The following is a 14764-nucleotide window of genomic DNA, read 5'->3' on the forward strand; positions in this document are numbered from 1 at the left end:
TCCTGTGACCGCCGAAAATCCCCGGAGGATTCGTGATCAAGCGCAACAAGCTCTTCGGCAACCAGACCCGGGTGACGTTCTCGCTGCCCCGGGACACGCCGGCCGGCGCGGTCAGCGTGGTCGGCTGCTTCAACGGCTGGGAGCCCGGCCGGCACGAGCTGGTGCCGCGGCGCGACGGCACCCGTACCGTGACGGTCCGGCTCGCGCCGGGGGAGTACCGCTTCCGTTACCTCGCCACCGGCGGGGTGTGGCTGGACGACGAGGCCGCCGACCAGGTGGACGAGGCCGGCGGCCTGCTGCGGCTGTGACGCCGCCGTCAGCCGGCGCCGGGCTCCAGCCGCACCGAGATCGAGTTGACGCAGTGCCGGGTGTCCTTCGGGGTGAAGCCCTCACCCTCGAAGACGTGCCCGAGGTGGCTGTCGCAGCGCGCGCAGCGGATCTCTACGCGCCGCATCCCGAGCGTGTTGTCCGGGATCTCCTTGACCGCTCCCGGGATGGCGTCGTCGAAGCTCGGCCAGCCGCAGTGCGAGTCGAACTTGTCCTGGCTGCGGAACAGTTCCAGCCCGCAGGCCCGGCAGTGGTAGACGCCGGGGGTCTTGGTGTCGACGTACTCACCGGTCCAGGGCGCCTCGGTGCCGGCCTCGCGGAGCACCCGGAACTCCTCGGGGCTCAGCCGGACGCGCCATTCGTCCTCGGTACGGGGCAGTTCGTTGTCGGAAAGACTCACCGCTCCACGGTACGTCGGGTGTCGGTGGCATCGCATATGGTCGCGTGATGGCGGGCAGGAGCGCGGTCGAGGAGATCGAGGTAGCCGGGCACACGGTGCGGCTGAGCAGCCCCGATCGGGTGATCTTCCCGCAGCGCGGCTTCACGAAGGCCGACGTCTTCCGCTACTACCTCGCAGTCGGCGACGGGATCATGCGCGCCCTGCGCGACCGGCCCACCACGCTCCAGCGCTTCCCCGAGGGCATCGAGGGGGAGATGTTCTTCTCCAAGCGGGTGCCGCAGCGAGGCGTGCCCCCGTGGGTCCGCACCGCGCGGATCACCTTCCCCAGCGGCCGCCCGGCCGACGAGCTGTGCCCGGCCGACCTGGCGCACGTGGCCTGGGCGGCGCAGATGGGCACCGTGGTGTTCCACCCGTGGCCGGTGCGCGCTGCCGACACCGACCGCCCCGACGAGCTGCGCGTCGACCTCGATCCGCAACCCGGCACCGACTTCGCCGACGCGGTGACCGCCGCCGGTGAGCTGCGCGGGCTGCTCGACGAGCTGGGCGTGCCCGGCTGGCCGAAGACCTCCGGCGGCCGGGGCGTGCACGTCTACCTGCGGATCCAGCCGCGCTGGACGTTCGTGGAGGTGCGCCGGGCCACCATCGCGCTGGCCCGGGAGCTGGAACGCCGCCGCCCCGAGCTGGTCACCACCGCCTGGTGGAAGGAGGAGCGCGGCGAGCGGGTCTTCGTCGACTTCAACCAGACGGCGCGGGACCGCACCATCGCCTGCGCGTACTCGCTGCGCGCCAACGCCCGCGCCACCGTCTCCACCCCGGTCGACTGGGACGAGCTGCCGCAAGTCGACCCGGACGACTTCCACCTGGGCACGGTGCCGGCCCGGTTCGCCGAGCGCGGCGACCCGCACGCCGGCATCGACGACGCCCCGTGGGACATCACGCCGCTGCTGGAGTGGGCCGAGCGGGACGCCGCGGACGGGCTGGGCGACATGCCGTACCCGCCGGAGTACCCGAAGATGCCCGGCGAGCCGAAGCGGGTCCAGCCCTCCAAGGACCGCGACCGCCCCCGCCCCTGACGCGCCGTCCCCTTGTCGGCGAGTGCGCGCGGCGTGCGCCGTGCTCGGGTGACTGGGGCTCAGCCGGAGGCGGTGAGCAGGGCCCGGACCGAAGCGACGACGTGCCGAGGGCGGCGGTAGAGGTCGGTGGCCGTGTGTACCGCCACACCCGCCCACCCTCCCGCCCCGCCGCCCCTCCCGTCCGCCCCTGTGGACAGCCCTCGCCCGCTACCCCGGTGGATCCCGTCGATCTTGGAGTTGTGGTCGTTCCCAAAAGGCGCATGGAGCGCGTTCGAGGTGCCACAACTCCAAGATCGACGGGGAGGTGGGCGGGTGGGGCGGGGAGGGGGTGGGTGGGGACCGATAACGATCATGTAACGGGCGCGAACCTTTTGGTGGGCGTCACTGCTCTCTCTCGGCATCGGCCCGCCGGGGCCAGGAGAGGACGTCGGATGAAGCTGGTGTGGAGGCGGGCGATAGAGGCTCGTGGGCTGCTGCTCGCCGCCGCTGTCGCGGCACTCGTCGCGGTCGCGTTGGTCACCGGGCTCTCCGACTACAACCGCCGGGCGGTCGAGGCGGGCGCCCGCGCGGTGCTCGACGCCGCCCCCGCCGAGGAACGCAGCCTGCTGATCAGCGGCTCCGGCGGCGCCGACGCCGCCGCGTTCGCCGAGCGGGACCGGGCGGTACGGGAACAGTTCGCCAACGGGCTCGGCGGCGCCCCGGTCACCGTGGCCGGGACCCGCTCCGGGACCGGGCGGGAGTTGACCGGCGACGTGGGCGCCGCCCGTACCGACGACGACCCGATGTTCGCCAACCTGGCCACGCTCGACGATCTGCCCGCGCACGCCGAGCTAGCCGCCGGGGCGTGGCCGGTGCCCGGCAGCAACCCGTTGCAGGTGACGTTGCCGGAGAAGGTGGCCGCGCAACTGAGCCTGGAGGTCGGGGAGCGGGTGCCGCTGTACGACAGGGGCGCGGAGCGCGCCGGCACCGTGGTGGTCGTGGGCACGTGGCGGCCCCGGGACGCCGCCGAGGCGTACTGGCGTCTCGCCCCGGGGGTGGGGGAGAGCCAGGGCGACGCGGAGATCACCTCGTACGGGCCGTTCGCGCTCGACCCGGCCGACTTCGCCCGCACCTTCCCGGGCTCCACCTCGGCGGCCTGGGTGGTCGACCCGGATCTGGTGGCGGTCGAGCCGGCCCGGCTACCCGCCGTGACCACAGCGCTGGACGAGATCACCGGGAAGCTGCCCGGGGCCACCGGCCTGGGCTCCTCGACGCAGCAGGTCAGCCACCTGGACCGGCTCGTCGACCGGCTCAGCCGGGCCGACCTGGTGGGCCGGTCCGCGCTGCTCACCCCGCTGCTGCTGATCGTGGTGCTCGGCGGGTACGCGCTGGTGCTGGTGGCCGCGCTGCTCAACGAGGACCGGCGGGCGCAGACCGCACTGCTACGGGCCCGGGGGGCCGCCCGGGGGCAGATCGCCGGGCTGGCCGTACGCGAGGCGACGCTCGTGGTGGCGCCGGCGCTGCTGCTGGCCCCGGCGCTGACCGGGCAGGCGATCCACTACCTGGGCGCGGACCTGGGGCTGGCCGACGGCGACCTCGCCCGGGTGTGGGTGGTCGCGGTCGGCGCGGCGGTGGGCTGCCTGCTCGCCATGGTGCTGCCGGCGATGCGCCGGGCCGGCACCTACGTGGCCGACATGGCGGCCCGATCCCGCCCCTCCCGGGGAGCGGCGGTGCAGCGCGCCAGCGTGGACGTGGCGCTGGTGGCGCTCGCCGTGCTCGCCTGGACCCAGCTGCGGCAGTACTCCTCGCCGCTCGCCGGCGCGAACGGCAGCCTCGGCATCGACCCGCTGCTGGCCGCCGCGCCGACCATCGGCGTGCTGGCCGGCGCAATGATCGCGTTGCGGCTGCTGCCGCCGACCACCCGGATCGCGGAACGCTTCGTCGACCGGCGGACGTGGAACGCCACCATGTTCGGCATGTGGCAGGCGGGCCGCCGCCCGCACGCCGGCCCGGTGCTGCTGCTCGCGCTCGCCGTCGGCGGCAGCACGCTCGCCTGGTCGCTCGTCGCCTCCTGGGAACGCTCGCAGCGCGACCAGGCGCAGCACACGGTCGGCACGGACCTGCGGCTGACCGAACGGGACGGCACCGCGCCCGCCGACCGGGCCGCCCAGCTGGCCGCCGTGCCCGGCGTGGAGCGGGTGCTGCCCGCCTGGCGCGACGACGTGCGGGTGGGCCGTGAGGCCCGGCCGGCGACGGTGGTGGCGCTGGACGCCGCCGCCGCGAAGGGGATGATCCGCCTCGACGACGCCGGCGGTGACGCGTCCACCGGGGCCCTGCTGGACCGGCTCGCGAACGGCCGGACCGCGCCGGCCGGCGGCGTCCTGCCCGAGGGGGCGAAGACACTGTCCGGCACCGTCCGCACGCCTGTCGACAGCATGTTCGACCGGCCCCGGGTGGCGGTGACCGCGTTGTTCACCACCGACGCCGGGGCCACCTGGCGGGTCCGGCTGGCCGAGGCCGGCGGCGACGGGAAGCCGATGCGCTTCTCGGTGCCGCTGCCCGACAGCGGCGGCGCCCCGCTGCGCCTGGCCGGCTTCGAGGCCGACGGCGGCGACGCCACCGGCAGTTCCTACCGGCTGCTCCTGGACGAGCTGCGGCTCACCGACGCCGACGGAGCGGTCCTGCCGGTGCCGGTGGAGGGATCCTGGCGGGTGATCGACCCGGGCTCCGGGCCGCGCGGCACCGCCAAGGCGAGCCCCACCCGGATCGACGGGACGCAGGGCTTCGACGTGCCGGCCGGGCTGCTGCAGTTCGCCCGGGTGCCCTCGTCCCGGTTCGCGCTGGTGCCGCAGGCGCCGGACCGTCCGGTGCCGGTGCTCGTCACCCCCGGCGTGGCCGCCGCGATGAGCCTCAAGACCGGCGACACCGTCAAGCTGTCGGTCGCCGAGGTGACTGTCGAGGTCACAGTGGTCGGCCAGGTCGCCGCGATCCCCGGCACCGGGGGCGACGGCGTGCTGCTGGACCTGCCCACCGCCACCACGCAGCTCCTCGAACGCAGCGGCGGCGTCCGGCCGGTGGCCGAGTGGTGGCTGGGCACCACGCCCGGCGGGCACGCCGCCGCCGCTGACGCGCTCGCCTCGACCGGCGGCACGGTGCTGCTTGACCGGCGGGCGGTGGCCGCGGAGGCCGCCCAGGATCCGTACTGGCAGGGTGCGCGCACCGGGCTGCTGGCCGCCGCGCTCGGCTCGGTGCTGCTCGCCCTGGTCGGCCTGGCGGTCGACGTGTGGGCCACCACCCGGCGCCGGCTCACCGAGTTCGCCGTGTTCAACACGCTCGGCGCGAACACCCGGCTGCTGGCTCGCGCGTACCTCGCGGAACAGACGTTCCTGGCCGCGATCGGCGTCGGCGTCGGCATGCTCGTCGGCGCCCTCGTCGCAGCCACCATGGTGCCGTTGGTGATCCTCACCCCGGCCGCCGGACGGCCGGTGCCCGAGGCGGCCTTCACAGTGCCCTGGGTGCCGATCGGGGCGACCGCCGCCGGGCTGCTGCTCGCCGCGCTCGCCTTCGCCGCCCTCATCACCACCGGCATCCGCCAGCGGGTCGCCGCCGCGCAGCTCCGGATCGGAGGAGAACGATGAGCCTTCCTGGTGCCGCGCGCCGGGTTCGCGCGTACGGGGGGCAGTTCCTGCTGCTCGCCGTCCTGACCCTGGTGACCGCGCTGTTGATCACGGGCGTGCCCCGGGTCGCCGACCGGCTGACCGGGCAGGGCCTCACCGAGTACGTGGCCGGTCAGCCGGTGGCCCGCCGGGATCTCGCGTACAGCGCCGGACCGGACGTCGTGCCGGCCTCGGACCAGCCCGTCGCCGCCAGCCGGGGAGCCCTGCTCGCGGCGATCGAGGAGAAGATGCCCGCCGAGGTGCGCGACACGATCGGCGAGCGCTGGTTCGCGGCGCAGACCGTCCCCGGGCGACTGCGCGGTCCGACGCTGAGCGACGACAAAGGGCTGATCGACCTGCACCTGCGCGCCGGCACCGGCATCCGGGAGGCGGCCACCCTGGTCGGTGGGCGGTGGCCGGAACGCGGCGTCACCCCGGCCGGCGCGATCGAGGTGACGCTCGCCGAGACGATCGCCACCAGGCTCGGCGTCGCGGCCGGCGACCGGTTCCGCCTCTCCCTGCTGGACCGCGACAACAACGTGGTCAACTCCCGCCCGGTCGACCTGGTCGGCGTGTGGCGACCGAACGACCCGGCCGGCGGTGTCTGGGACACGCTGCCGTCGATGCTGAACCTCAGCCCGCCCGAAGGCGACGGCGACCCGTTCGTGGCCGTCGCGTACACCGCCGACGCGGGCCTGAACTCGATCACGGCTCGCGAATGGCCTGTGACGTTCGGCTGGCGGTACCGGATCGCCCCGGACCGGCTCGAACCGGGCCGCCTCGACGCGCTGATCGCCGGGGTCGACGGGCTGGACGGCGCCCTGCCCACCGAGGTCAAGATGACCCTCAGCCAGGGCGTGGACATACCGCTGCGGCGCTTCGCCGACTCGCTCGCCGCCGCGCGTACCCTGCTCGCGGTCATCGCGGCCGGACTGCTCGCCACGCTGGCCGGGCTGACGCTGCTGGCCGCCCGGCTGGCCGCGCGCCGCCGCCGCGCCGAGTTCCACCTGATCCGGGCGCGCGGCGGTTCGACCGGTGACGTGCTGCGTCGCGGTCTGGCCGAGTCGGCGCTGGTGCTGCCGGCCGCGGCCGGGATCGGCTGGCTGCTCGGCGGGCTGCTGCCCGGCACCGGTGCGTCATGGCGCTGGGTGGTGATCGCCGGGCTCCTGGCCACGCTGCTGCCGCCCCTGGCCGCGCTCGCCGTCGGCCGCCGGGTCGGTGGGCGTTCCGACCTGGGCGGCCGGTCGCCCGCCGTCCGGCTCACCGTCGAGGTGGCGGTACTCGGGCTCGCCGTGCTCGGCGCGTTCCTGCTGCGCCGGCGCGGGCTCACCGCCGGTTCGGTGGACCCGCTGCTCGTCTCGGTGCCGGTGCTGCTGGCGATCGCGGCGGCGCTGCTGGCGCTGCGCGCGTACCCCTGGCCGTTGCGGCTGGTCAGCCGCGTCGCCGCCCGGGCGCGCGGCAGCGTCGCGTTCCTCGGCACCGCCCGCGCGGGCCGGGCCGCGACCACCGGGCCGCTGGTCGTGGTGGTGCTGGCCGTCGCCACCGCCGCGTTCTGCGGCGTGGTCGCGTCCGGCATCGAGACCGGCCGGGACACCGCCGCCGCCCAGGCCGTGCCCGGTGACCTGCTGGTACGCGGGGAGCGCTTCACACCGGACACGGCCGAGAAGCTGGCCGGGCTGCCGGGGGTACGCGCTGTCGCGCCGCTGCTCACGGTGCCGGCTGAACGCCCCTACGCCGACCGCGCCGGACGCCCCGCCCCGATCACCGAGATGCGTGTGGTGCTCGTGGACGGGGAGCGGTTCGCCGAGGTGGCACGGCAGGCCGGCGTACCGGTGAGCGTGCCCGACCCGGTGCGGGCCCGCGCCGACGGGAGCACGCCGCTGCCGGCGCTGGTGTCCCCGGCGGTGGCCGAGGAACTGGCCGACGCCGGGCTCGCCGACGCCCGGGGTGAGCGGCCCGCCTGGCTGGACGTGCAGGGCAACCGGCTGCCGGTGCGGACCGCCGCCACCGTCGACGAGTTCGCGCTGGTCGGCAAGGGCGTACGCCGGTTCGTGGTGCTGCCGTGGCCGGCGTTGCCGGCCGACGCGCCGCATCAGCTCGCGCCCACCGGGTTCGTGCTGGCCGGCGCGGGCGTGGACGCCGCCGAGGTGGACCGGGTCGCGCGTGAGGGGCAGAACCGCTACCTGCGCATCGGCGGGGTCGGCACCGGGGACAAGGCCCGCGCGCCGGAGGTGACGACCCGTTCGGCAGTGCGCGCCGACCTGGGCGGCAGCGGCGTGAACGGCCTGCTGGTGTTCGGCTTCGTGCTCGGCGCCGGAGGCGGCGCCGCGCTGGGGCTGCTCGGGCTCGCGCTCGCGGTGCTCGCCGGGGCCCGCTCGCGCGGGCAGGTGCTGTCCCGGCTGCGCACCATGGGCCTGTCCCGCCGGCAGTGGCGCGGACTGCTGATGGTCGAGCTGACGCCGCTGGTGCTGGTGTCGGTGCTCACCGGAGCGGTGGTCGGCGCGTTGCTGCCGCTGCTGCTCACACCGGTGCTCGGGCTGCCCGCCTTCACCGGCGGTGTGGACGTGCGCCCCAGTTTCGAACCCGGCCTGGTGGCCGGGGTGTCGGTCCTGGCCATGCTGGCCCTCGGCTTCGCGATCACCGTGGAAGCCGTCAACAACCGCCGGTTGCGCCTCGGTGAGGTGCTGCGGCTCGGAGAGGAGAGCTGACATGACCGCGACCGCTTCCGGCCATCCGGGCCCGGCGCGTCTCACGCCACGCGACGAACCGTCGTCCGCCGTACCGGACCTGGCGTCGCTGCAACAGCGTGCCGCGCAGCGCGCCGCCGAACGGGCCGGCGGGCGCGACCGGCTGCGCGGGCACATCGTCTGCGACGGCCTGGTGCGCATCTTCAAGACCGAGGGCGTCGAGGTCGTCGCCCTCCAGGGCCTCGACCTGGTCATCGACCGGGGTGAGCTGGTCGCGATCGTCGGCGCCTCCGGCTCCGGCAAGTCGACGCTGCTGAACATCCTGTCCGGACTGGACACCCCCACCGCCGGCATCGCCCGGGTCGCCGACTACGACCTGCTGTCGCTGTCGAACAAGCGGCGGCTGGCGTACCGGCGGGACGTGGTCGGGTTCATCTGGCAGCAGACCGGCCGCAACCTGCTGCCGTACCTGACCGCGTTGGAGAACGTGGAGCTGCCGATGAAGCTGGCCGGTCGGGCCGGCGGCGGGCGCAAGCGGCGGGAACGGGCCCGCGAGCTGCTGGACATGGTGGGCGTCGGCTACTGCGCGGACCGCCGGCCGGGCCAGATGAGCGGCGGCGAGCAGCAGCGCTGCGCGGTGGCCGTGGCGGTGGCCAACGACCCGGAGATCCTCTTCGCCGACGAGCCGACGGGCGAGCTGGACGAGGCGACCGGGGCGGAGGTGTTCGCCGCGCTGCGCACCATCAACGCCGAGCTGGGCGTCACCATCGTGGTGGTCACCCACGACCAGGCCGTGGCCGGCCAGGTCCGCCGTACCGTCGCGATCCGCGACGGCCGGACCGCCTCCGAGGTACGCCGGACCGCGCGCGCCACCGCCGACGGCGGCACCGAGATGGTCAGCGAGGAGTACGCGGTGCTGGACCGCACCGGCCGGATGCAGTTGCCGGCGCAGTTCGTGGAGGCGCTGTCCCTGCGCGACCGGGTCCGGCTCAACCTGGAACCCGACCACGTCGAGGTGCGCCCCGGCGACCGGGCGCACGGCGAGGAGAGTGAGTGATGACCGACCAGACAGTGGTGCTGCCGGCGGGGCCGGCGTCGGCCGTCGAGGACGTGGTCCGGGTCGAGGGGGTGAGCCGCACCTTCGGCAAGGGCGAGCACGCCGTGCACGCCGTGCGGGACGTCTCGTTCGCGGCGGGGCGCGGTGAGCTGGTCGCCGTCCAGGGCCGCTCCGGCGCCGGCAAGACCACGCTGCTGAACCTGGTCGGCGGCCTGGACCGGCCGGATGCCGGCCTGATCCGGGTGGCCGGTCACGACGTCACAGCGGCCGGCGAGCGGGAGCTGCTGTCGCTGCGCCGGGGCACGATCGGGTTCGTGTTCCAGACGTTCGGGCTGGTGCCGATCCTGTCCGCGGCGGAGAACGTCGGGGTCCCGTTGCGGCTGGCCAAGGTGCCGGCGGCCGAGCGGGAGCAGCGGGTGGCGGTGCTGCTGGAACTGGTCGGGCTGGGCGGGCACGCCGCGCAGCGCCCGTACGAGCTGTCCGGCGGCCAGCAGCAGCGCGTGGCGGTGGCCCGGGCGCTGGCGAACGAGCCGGACCTGCTGATCGCCGACGAGCCGACCGGTCAGCTCGACTCCGAGACCGGACGGTCGATCATGGACCTGCTCCGGGCCGTGGTGCACGCCCGGGGCATGACCGCGCTCGTGGCCACGCACGACCCGGCGCTGATCGAGCTGGCCGACCGTACGCTCACGCTGCGCGACGGCCGGCTCGTCTCGGAGGACTGACCCGCCCGCCGGGCCGCCACGGGGCGGTCCGGCGCCGGGCAGCGGCGGTCCGGCGGAGGGTTGGCGCCTGGTCGCGGCCGGGTCAGAGCGCCAGCTTCATGCCCTCGTGGCTGGCCACGAAGCCCAGGTCGCGGTAGAACCGGTGCGCGTCGGCGCGCTGCTTGTCGGTGGTGAGCTGCACCAGCGCGCAGCCGCGCTCCCGGGCCTGGTCGATCGCCCAGCGCATCATCGTCCGGCCCAGCCCGCGGCCGCGCCGGTCGGAGCGGACCCGCACCGACTCGATCAGGCAGCGTTCGGCACCGTGCCGGCCCAGCCCCGGGATGTACGTGAGCTGGAAACAGCCGACGAGTTCACCGCCGTCGTCGGCGACGATCAGCTGGTTACGCGCGTCGGCGTCCAGGTCGGCGAAGGCCCGCTCGTACGCCTCGTCCACCTCGGGCAGGTCGCGGGTACGCCCCAGCACGTCGTCGGCGAGCAGCGCGAGCACGGCGGGCAGGTCGGCGCGGACCGCCTCCCGGAAGATCACCTCGGTCACCCGGCCAGCCTGGCACAGTGCCGCGCGCCGTTGCGGCCCGGGCGGCGGCCGGTTGCGCCGTCCGGCCACGGCGGCCGGTTGCGCCGTCCGTGGTCAGTCGCCGTCCAGCCAGCTCCGCAGCGCCCACCACCAGTGCACGGTCTCCGGCACCGTGCACCGCGCCCCCTCCTCGACCGGTGGCCCGCCGGTCAGCTCCCGCAGCCGCCGCAGCCGGTACCGCACCGTGTTCGGATGGACGTGCAGCGCGGCGGCGGTCTGGTCCAGCCGCTGCCCGTGGTGCAGCCAGGCGAGCGCGGTGCCGGCCAGCTCCCGGTGGAAGCCGTCGGCCGGGTCGAGCGCGCCGAGCAGCGCGCCGCGCAGCAGCTCGGCCAGCAGCGGGTGGGCGGCCAGCGCGGTCTCCCCGGCCAGGTCGGTGACCTGACGCAGCCCGCGCAGCCGCCGGTTGGCCGCCGTGGCCAGCGCCGCCAGGCAGAGCGCGTACATGGCCGGGGCCCGCTCCAGCGGCTGGGCGGGGGACACGAGCGTCAGCAGGTCGGCCGGCGCGGCGTCGGGCGGTCGCGGGAGCAGCCCGGCCAACCGGTCCCCGACCGTGCCGAGCAGGCCGCCCCGCGCGGTGAGCTGCCTGCGCAGCGCGTACGCCCGGACCGGGTCCGGCGGCGCGGCGACCAGGCAGTGGTAGCGCCCGTCCGGCCGCAGCCCGAACCGGATCAGCTCGGTCGGGGGCAGGCCCGCGGGGCCGTCACGCAGCAGCCGCCGCAGCAGGTGCGCCCGGGCTGCCGCACCGGTGCGTACCAGATCCCGCTCGGCGCTGCGGTGCCCGTCGACCACCGCCCGCTCCACCGCCGCGGCGTACCGGCCGATGGTGAGCAGTCCTTCCAGCAGCACCTCGTCGGGGATGCCGGCGGCCCGGCCGTGCCGGACAACCAGCTCCACCGCACGGTCCCGCCCCGCCTGCACCCCGCGCAGCAACCCGGCGACGGAGACGCCCTGCGCTGCCCGGTCCGCGCCCAGCCGGCGGGCCTCGGCGAAGTCCCGCCCGGCCGGATCCTCGCGGCGTTCCAGCGCGCCGAGACCGCTGGTCAGCAGCAGGACGACCTGGCGGCGTACCTCGTCGGCGGGCAGCCGGGCCACCTCGGGGGAGTCCGCGCGGGCCGCCCGCGCCACTTCGTCGACCGCGGCCGGATCGGCGGACAGGTCGCGCAGCAACGCGCCGAACGTCGGGGCCTGTCCGGTCCGGGTCATCGGCGTCCGCCGCCCTCCCGTTGTCGACGCGGCACAACCGGGCCGCGCGGGCGTTGGCGTCAGCTCCCTAGCCCCGGCGGCCGGCCGGTTGCTCTCCTGGTTGTTACCGCAAGGTAACACCGCTCGCGCCACTGAGAAACGTCGATGTTCCACCGGCTGCCAGGAGGCGTCCATGACACCCGTGCCACAGCGCCCGTCCCGCTCCCGCCGCCGCGCCGGCCCGGCCGTGCTGGCCGCACTCGCCCTGGTCGCGCCGGCGCCGCTGGTGACGGCCCCCGCGCCGGCCGCCGCCGCGGCCGCGCTCCAGGAGGTGATGTTCGTCGGCAACAACTGGGACGGCACCGCCGACGTCATCCGGTCCCGTGGCGACTACGCCAGGATCGGCCGGATCAACGTGATCCCGGACCGCGCCGCGCGGCTGCGGGAGATCTACCTCAACCCGATCAAGCTGGCGTTCTTCCTCGGCATCCGGCAGGGCCCGGGAGAGGGCCACGACCAGCTCATCGACGACATGTACACCACGCCGGACGGCACCGCGCTCGTGGTGTCCCGGCCCAGCTTCGCCGACGTCGTCTCGATCGACCTGGCCACCGGCGCGCTGCGCTGGCGGTTCCCGGTCTCCGGCTACCGCGCCGACCACATGGCCGTCTCGCCCGACGGCACCCGCGTCGCGGTCTCCGCCTCCACCTCCAACACGGTGCACGTGCTGGACATCCGCACCGGCGCACAGCTCGGCTCGTTCGGCGCCGGCGACAAGCCGCACGAGAACGTCTACACCGACGGCGGCACCCGGCTGTGGAACATGTCCATCGGCGAGGTCAACACCGACCTGGACGCGCCGTGGCTCGACTGGACCAAGGGCGACCGCCGGATCACCGTCGCCGACACCAGCACGTACCAGGTGGTCAAGGTGATCGACATGCGGGACCGGCTGGACGCCGCCGGCCGCCGGGACCTCTCCGACGCGGTCCGCCCGGCCGTGTTCACCCCCGACGGCAGCCGGCTCTACTTCCAGGTGTCCTTCTTCAACGGCGTGGTCGAGTACGACGTGGCCACCGACCGCGTCACCCGCGTCGCCACGCTGCCGAAGAACCCGGCCACCAGCGAGGACCGCACCACCTGGGTCAACGACTCCCGGCACCACGGCCTGTCGATGAGCCCCGACGGCACCCGGATCTGCGTCGCCGGCACCATGGACGACTACGCCACCGTGCTGGACCGGGCCACGTTGCGCGAGGGCCCGCTGGTGTCCGCGAGCAAGCCGTACTGGGCCACCGTCAGCGGGGACGGCCGGGACTGCGTGATCTCCGAATCCGGCGCCGACCAGGTCACCGCGATCAACTTCGCCACCGGGCAGAAGGTCGCGAGCGTCCCGGTCGGCGACCACCCCCAGCGCGTCCGCATCGGGCACATCCCGGAGGGCTGGACGCCCCCGGCCGCCGGCTGACCGGCGGCCGGACCGTCACCGGGCGGGGCAGCGCAGCCCCTCCCGGGGGACGGTGAGCGAGATCAGGTACGCGTCGACGGCCGACGTCACGCACGACGTCTGCGGGTAGGCGGTGTGCCCCTCGCCCTCCCAGGTCAGCACCCGCCCCACACCGAGCATGGACGCGAGCGCGGGCGTCTGCTCGTACGGCGTGGCCGGGTCACCGGTGGTGCCGACCACCAGGATCGGCGGCGCGCCGTTCGCCCGGCCGGTCGGGTACGGATCCCGCTCGCCCGGCCACTCCACGCAGCCCAGCATGCCCACCGCCAGGGCGGGACCGAACAGCGGATACTTCTGCCGCCACTGCGACTGCAACGAGCGGACCTGCTCGCGGGTCGGCTTCTCGGTCTCGTCGGCACAGTTGACCGCCAGATTGGCGTCGAACAGGTTGGAGTAGTGCCCGCCGGGCTCGCGGCCCGCGTACGCGTCGGCCAGCTTGAACACGCCGTCCGGGTCGCCGCCCTGCAGGTCGTCGATCGCCCGGGCCAGCTCCTGCCAGCCCTGTTCGGTGTAGAGCGACGAGATCACCGCGTAGAAGACCCACCCGGCGGTGGCCTTGCGGCCGTCCTGCGCGCGTACCGGGGAGGCCTTCGCCTTGGCGATCGCGTCCGTGACCGCACCCCGCGCGTCCGGGGCGATCGGGCAGCGGCCGGCGTTCGCCGCGCACCACCTGGTGAAGTTGTCGAACGCCCGCTCGAAGCCCTTCGCCTGGCTCTCCGACCCGGCGATCAGCTTCTGTTGCGGGTCGACCGCGCCGTCGAGCACCAGGGCGCGCACGCGCTGCGGGTAGAGCTGCGCGTAGGTGGCGCCGAGCAGCGTGCCGTAGGAGTAGCCGAGGTACGTCAGTTTGTCGTCGCCGACCGCCGCGCGGACCGCGTCCATGTCCCGCGCGGCCTGCTCGGTGCCGTAGAGCGGGAGCTGGTCGCCGTACTTCGCGCCGCACCGCTCGCCGATGCGCCGGTTGAGGCCGACGAAGCCGTCGAACGACGACTGGCTCTCCGGGTCGGGGTCGTAGCCGAAGCTGGCGTCCAGGTCGGCGTCGGAGATGCACTTGACCGGGCTGGACCGGGCCACCCCGCGCGGGTCGAAGCCGACGATGTCGAACCGGTCCGTGATCGCCGTCGGCAGGCCGCCGAACGCCGGTCCGAAGGACAGGTAGACGGCGGTGTCGACGCCGGACGCACCGGGACCACCCGGGTTGATCACCAGCGAGCCGATCCGGTCGCGCTGCTTGGTCGAGCGGGCCCGGATCAACGCGATCTCGAACGTCTCGCCGGCGCCCGGCCCGGCGGTCGCGCCGGTGGTGGCCCCGCTGCCCCAGTTACGCGGCACGGCGATCCGGGCGCAGTCGTAGCGCATGTCCGCCGCTCCCCGCCCGACCAGCTCGTCGGGCACCTCCGGGCAGGCCCGCCACTGCGGCGCGGTGCCCGGCGGGGCAGCCTCGCCCTCGCTCTCGGCGCGCGGGGCGAACGCCGGCAGCGTGCAGCCGGCGGTGAGCACCACCGCCGCGACGAACGCGGCCAGGACGGGCCGGAACCGGCGGGTCCGGTCGGGGAAGCGGGTCACGTGGGCGCCCTCCATGATCGTGTCGACCGTC

11 protein-coding genes are annotated in these 14764 nt (G+C 75.2%); 7 read left to right on the top strand and 4 right to left on the bottom strand.

Going from position 1 to position 14764, the window contains the following annotated elements:
• The first annotated feature begins 32 nt into the window (after window positions 1-32).
• The gene (locus GA0070562_RS12450) at window positions 33-308 is read left to right on the top strand and encodes an isoamylase early set domain-containing protein (RefSeq protein ID WP_091420031.1); all 276 of its coding nucleotides are present in this window, start codon (window positions 33-35) and stop codon (window positions 306-308) included.
• An 8-nt stretch (window positions 309-316) separates the two neighbouring features.
• Here GA0070562_RS12450 and msrB read toward each other — a convergent pair whose 3' ends face one another.
• Entirely contained in the window at window positions 317-727 is a 411-nt protein-coding gene (msrB, locus tag GA0070562_RS12455; protein ID WP_091420033.1) for a peptide-methionine (R)-S-oxide reductase MsrB, read from the bottom strand.
• A gap of 47 nt (window positions 728-774) precedes the next feature.
• Between msrB and ligD the strand changes: the two genes are divergently transcribed.
• The 5 genes from ligD (at window position 775) to GA0070562_RS12480 (ending at window position 9904) form a co-directional block, all read left to right on the top strand.
• Window positions 775-1800: a non-homologous end-joining DNA ligase gene (ligD, locus tag GA0070562_RS12460; RefSeq protein ID WP_091420035.1), complete on the top strand. Its 1026-nt coding sequence runs from the start codon at window positions 775-777 to the stop codon at window positions 1798-1800.
• Window positions 1801-2231: 431 nt separating this feature from the next.
• Window positions 2232-5417: an FtsX-like permease family protein gene (locus GA0070562_RS12465; protein ID WP_091420037.1), complete on the top strand. Its 3186-nt coding sequence runs from the start codon at window positions 2232-2234 to the stop codon at window positions 5415-5417.
• On the top strand, window positions 5414-8143 hold the full coding sequence (locus tag GA0070562_RS12470) for an FtsX-like permease family protein (RefSeq protein ID WP_091420039.1): 2730 nt from the start codon (window positions 5414-5416) through the stop codon (window positions 8141-8143). Before GA0070562_RS12465 ends, GA0070562_RS12470 begins: the two co-directional genes overlap by 4 nt.
• A 1-nt stretch (window position 8144) precedes the next feature.
• A complete protein-coding gene (locus tag GA0070562_RS12475) occupies window positions 8145-9179 on the top strand; it encodes an ABC transporter ATP-binding protein (RefSeq protein WP_091420041.1) in 1035 nt (344 codons plus the stop codon).
• Window positions 9179-9904, top strand: a complete 726-nt coding sequence (locus GA0070562_RS12480; RefSeq protein WP_091420044.1) for an ABC transporter ATP-binding protein — start codon at window positions 9179-9181, stop codon at window positions 9902-9904. Before GA0070562_RS12475 ends, GA0070562_RS12480 begins: the two co-directional genes overlap by 1 nt.
• An 82-nt stretch (window positions 9905-9986) precedes the next feature.
• Here the strand turns inward: GA0070562_RS12480 and GA0070562_RS12485 are convergent, their stop codons facing one another.
• Both GA0070562_RS12485 and GA0070562_RS12490 read right to left on the bottom strand, forming a co-directional pair.
• Window positions 9987-10439, bottom strand: coding sequence for a GNAT family N-acetyltransferase (locus GA0070562_RS12485; protein WP_091420278.1), 453 nt, complete (start codon window positions 10437-10439; stop codon window positions 9987-9989).
• Window positions 10440-10532: 93 nt separating this feature from the next.
• Entirely contained in the window at window positions 10533-11681 is a 1149-nt protein-coding gene (locus GA0070562_RS12490) for an RsbRD N-terminal domain-containing protein (protein WP_091420046.1), read from the bottom strand.
• 172 nt (window positions 11682-11853) lie between these two features.
• On the opposite strand from GA0070562_RS12490, the gene GA0070562_RS12495 reads away from it, so the two are divergent.
• The gene (locus tag GA0070562_RS12495; RefSeq protein WP_091420049.1) at window positions 11854-13128 is read left to right on the top strand and encodes a YncE family protein; all 1275 of its coding nucleotides are present in this window, start codon (window positions 11854-11856) and stop codon (window positions 13126-13128) included.
• A 15-nt stretch (window positions 13129-13143) separates the two neighbouring features.
• Here the strand turns inward: GA0070562_RS12495 and GA0070562_RS12500 are convergent, their stop codons facing one another.
• Window positions 13144-14733: an alpha/beta hydrolase gene (locus GA0070562_RS12500; protein ID WP_091420280.1), complete on the bottom strand. Its 1590-nt coding sequence runs from the start codon at window positions 14731-14733 to the stop codon at window positions 13144-13146.
• Window positions 14734-14764: the final 31 nt, after the last annotated feature.

The sequence above is a fragment of the Micromonospora tulbaghiae genome (assembly GCF_900091605.1).
Taxonomy (GTDB): Bacteria; Actinomycetota; Actinomycetes; order Mycobacteriales; family Micromonosporaceae; genus Micromonospora; species Micromonospora tulbaghiae.

What these genes read in the sequence shown, in the direction of transcription:
- GA0070562_RS12490 (WP_091420046.1), bottom strand. Translation starts at nt 11,681, where the DNA reads ATGACCCGGACCGGACAGGCCCCGACGTTCGGCGCGTTGCTGCGCGAC.
- GA0070562_RS12475 (WP_091420041.1), top strand. Translation starts at nt 8,145, where the DNA reads ATGACCGCGACCGCTTCCGGCCATCCGGGCCCGGCGCGTCTCACGCCA.
- GA0070562_RS12465 (WP_091420037.1), top strand. Translation starts at nt 2,232, where the DNA reads ATGAAGCTGGTGTGGAGGCGGGCGATAGAGGCTCGTGGGCTGCTGCTC.
- ligD (WP_091420035.1), top strand. Translation starts at nt 775, where the DNA reads ATGGCGGGCAGGAGCGCGGTCGAGGAGATCGAGGTAGCCGGGCACACG.
- GA0070562_RS12470 (WP_091420039.1), top strand. Translation starts at nt 5,414, where the DNA reads ATGAGCCTTCCTGGTGCCGCGCGCCGGGTTCGCGCGTACGGGGGGCAG.
- GA0070562_RS12480 (WP_091420044.1), top strand. Translation starts at nt 9,179, where the DNA reads ATGACCGACCAGACAGTGGTGCTGCCGGCGGGGCCGGCGTCGGCCGTC.
- GA0070562_RS12495 (WP_091420049.1), top strand. Translation starts at nt 11,854, where the DNA reads ATGACACCCGTGCCACAGCGCCCGTCCCGCTCCCGCCGCCGCGCCGGC.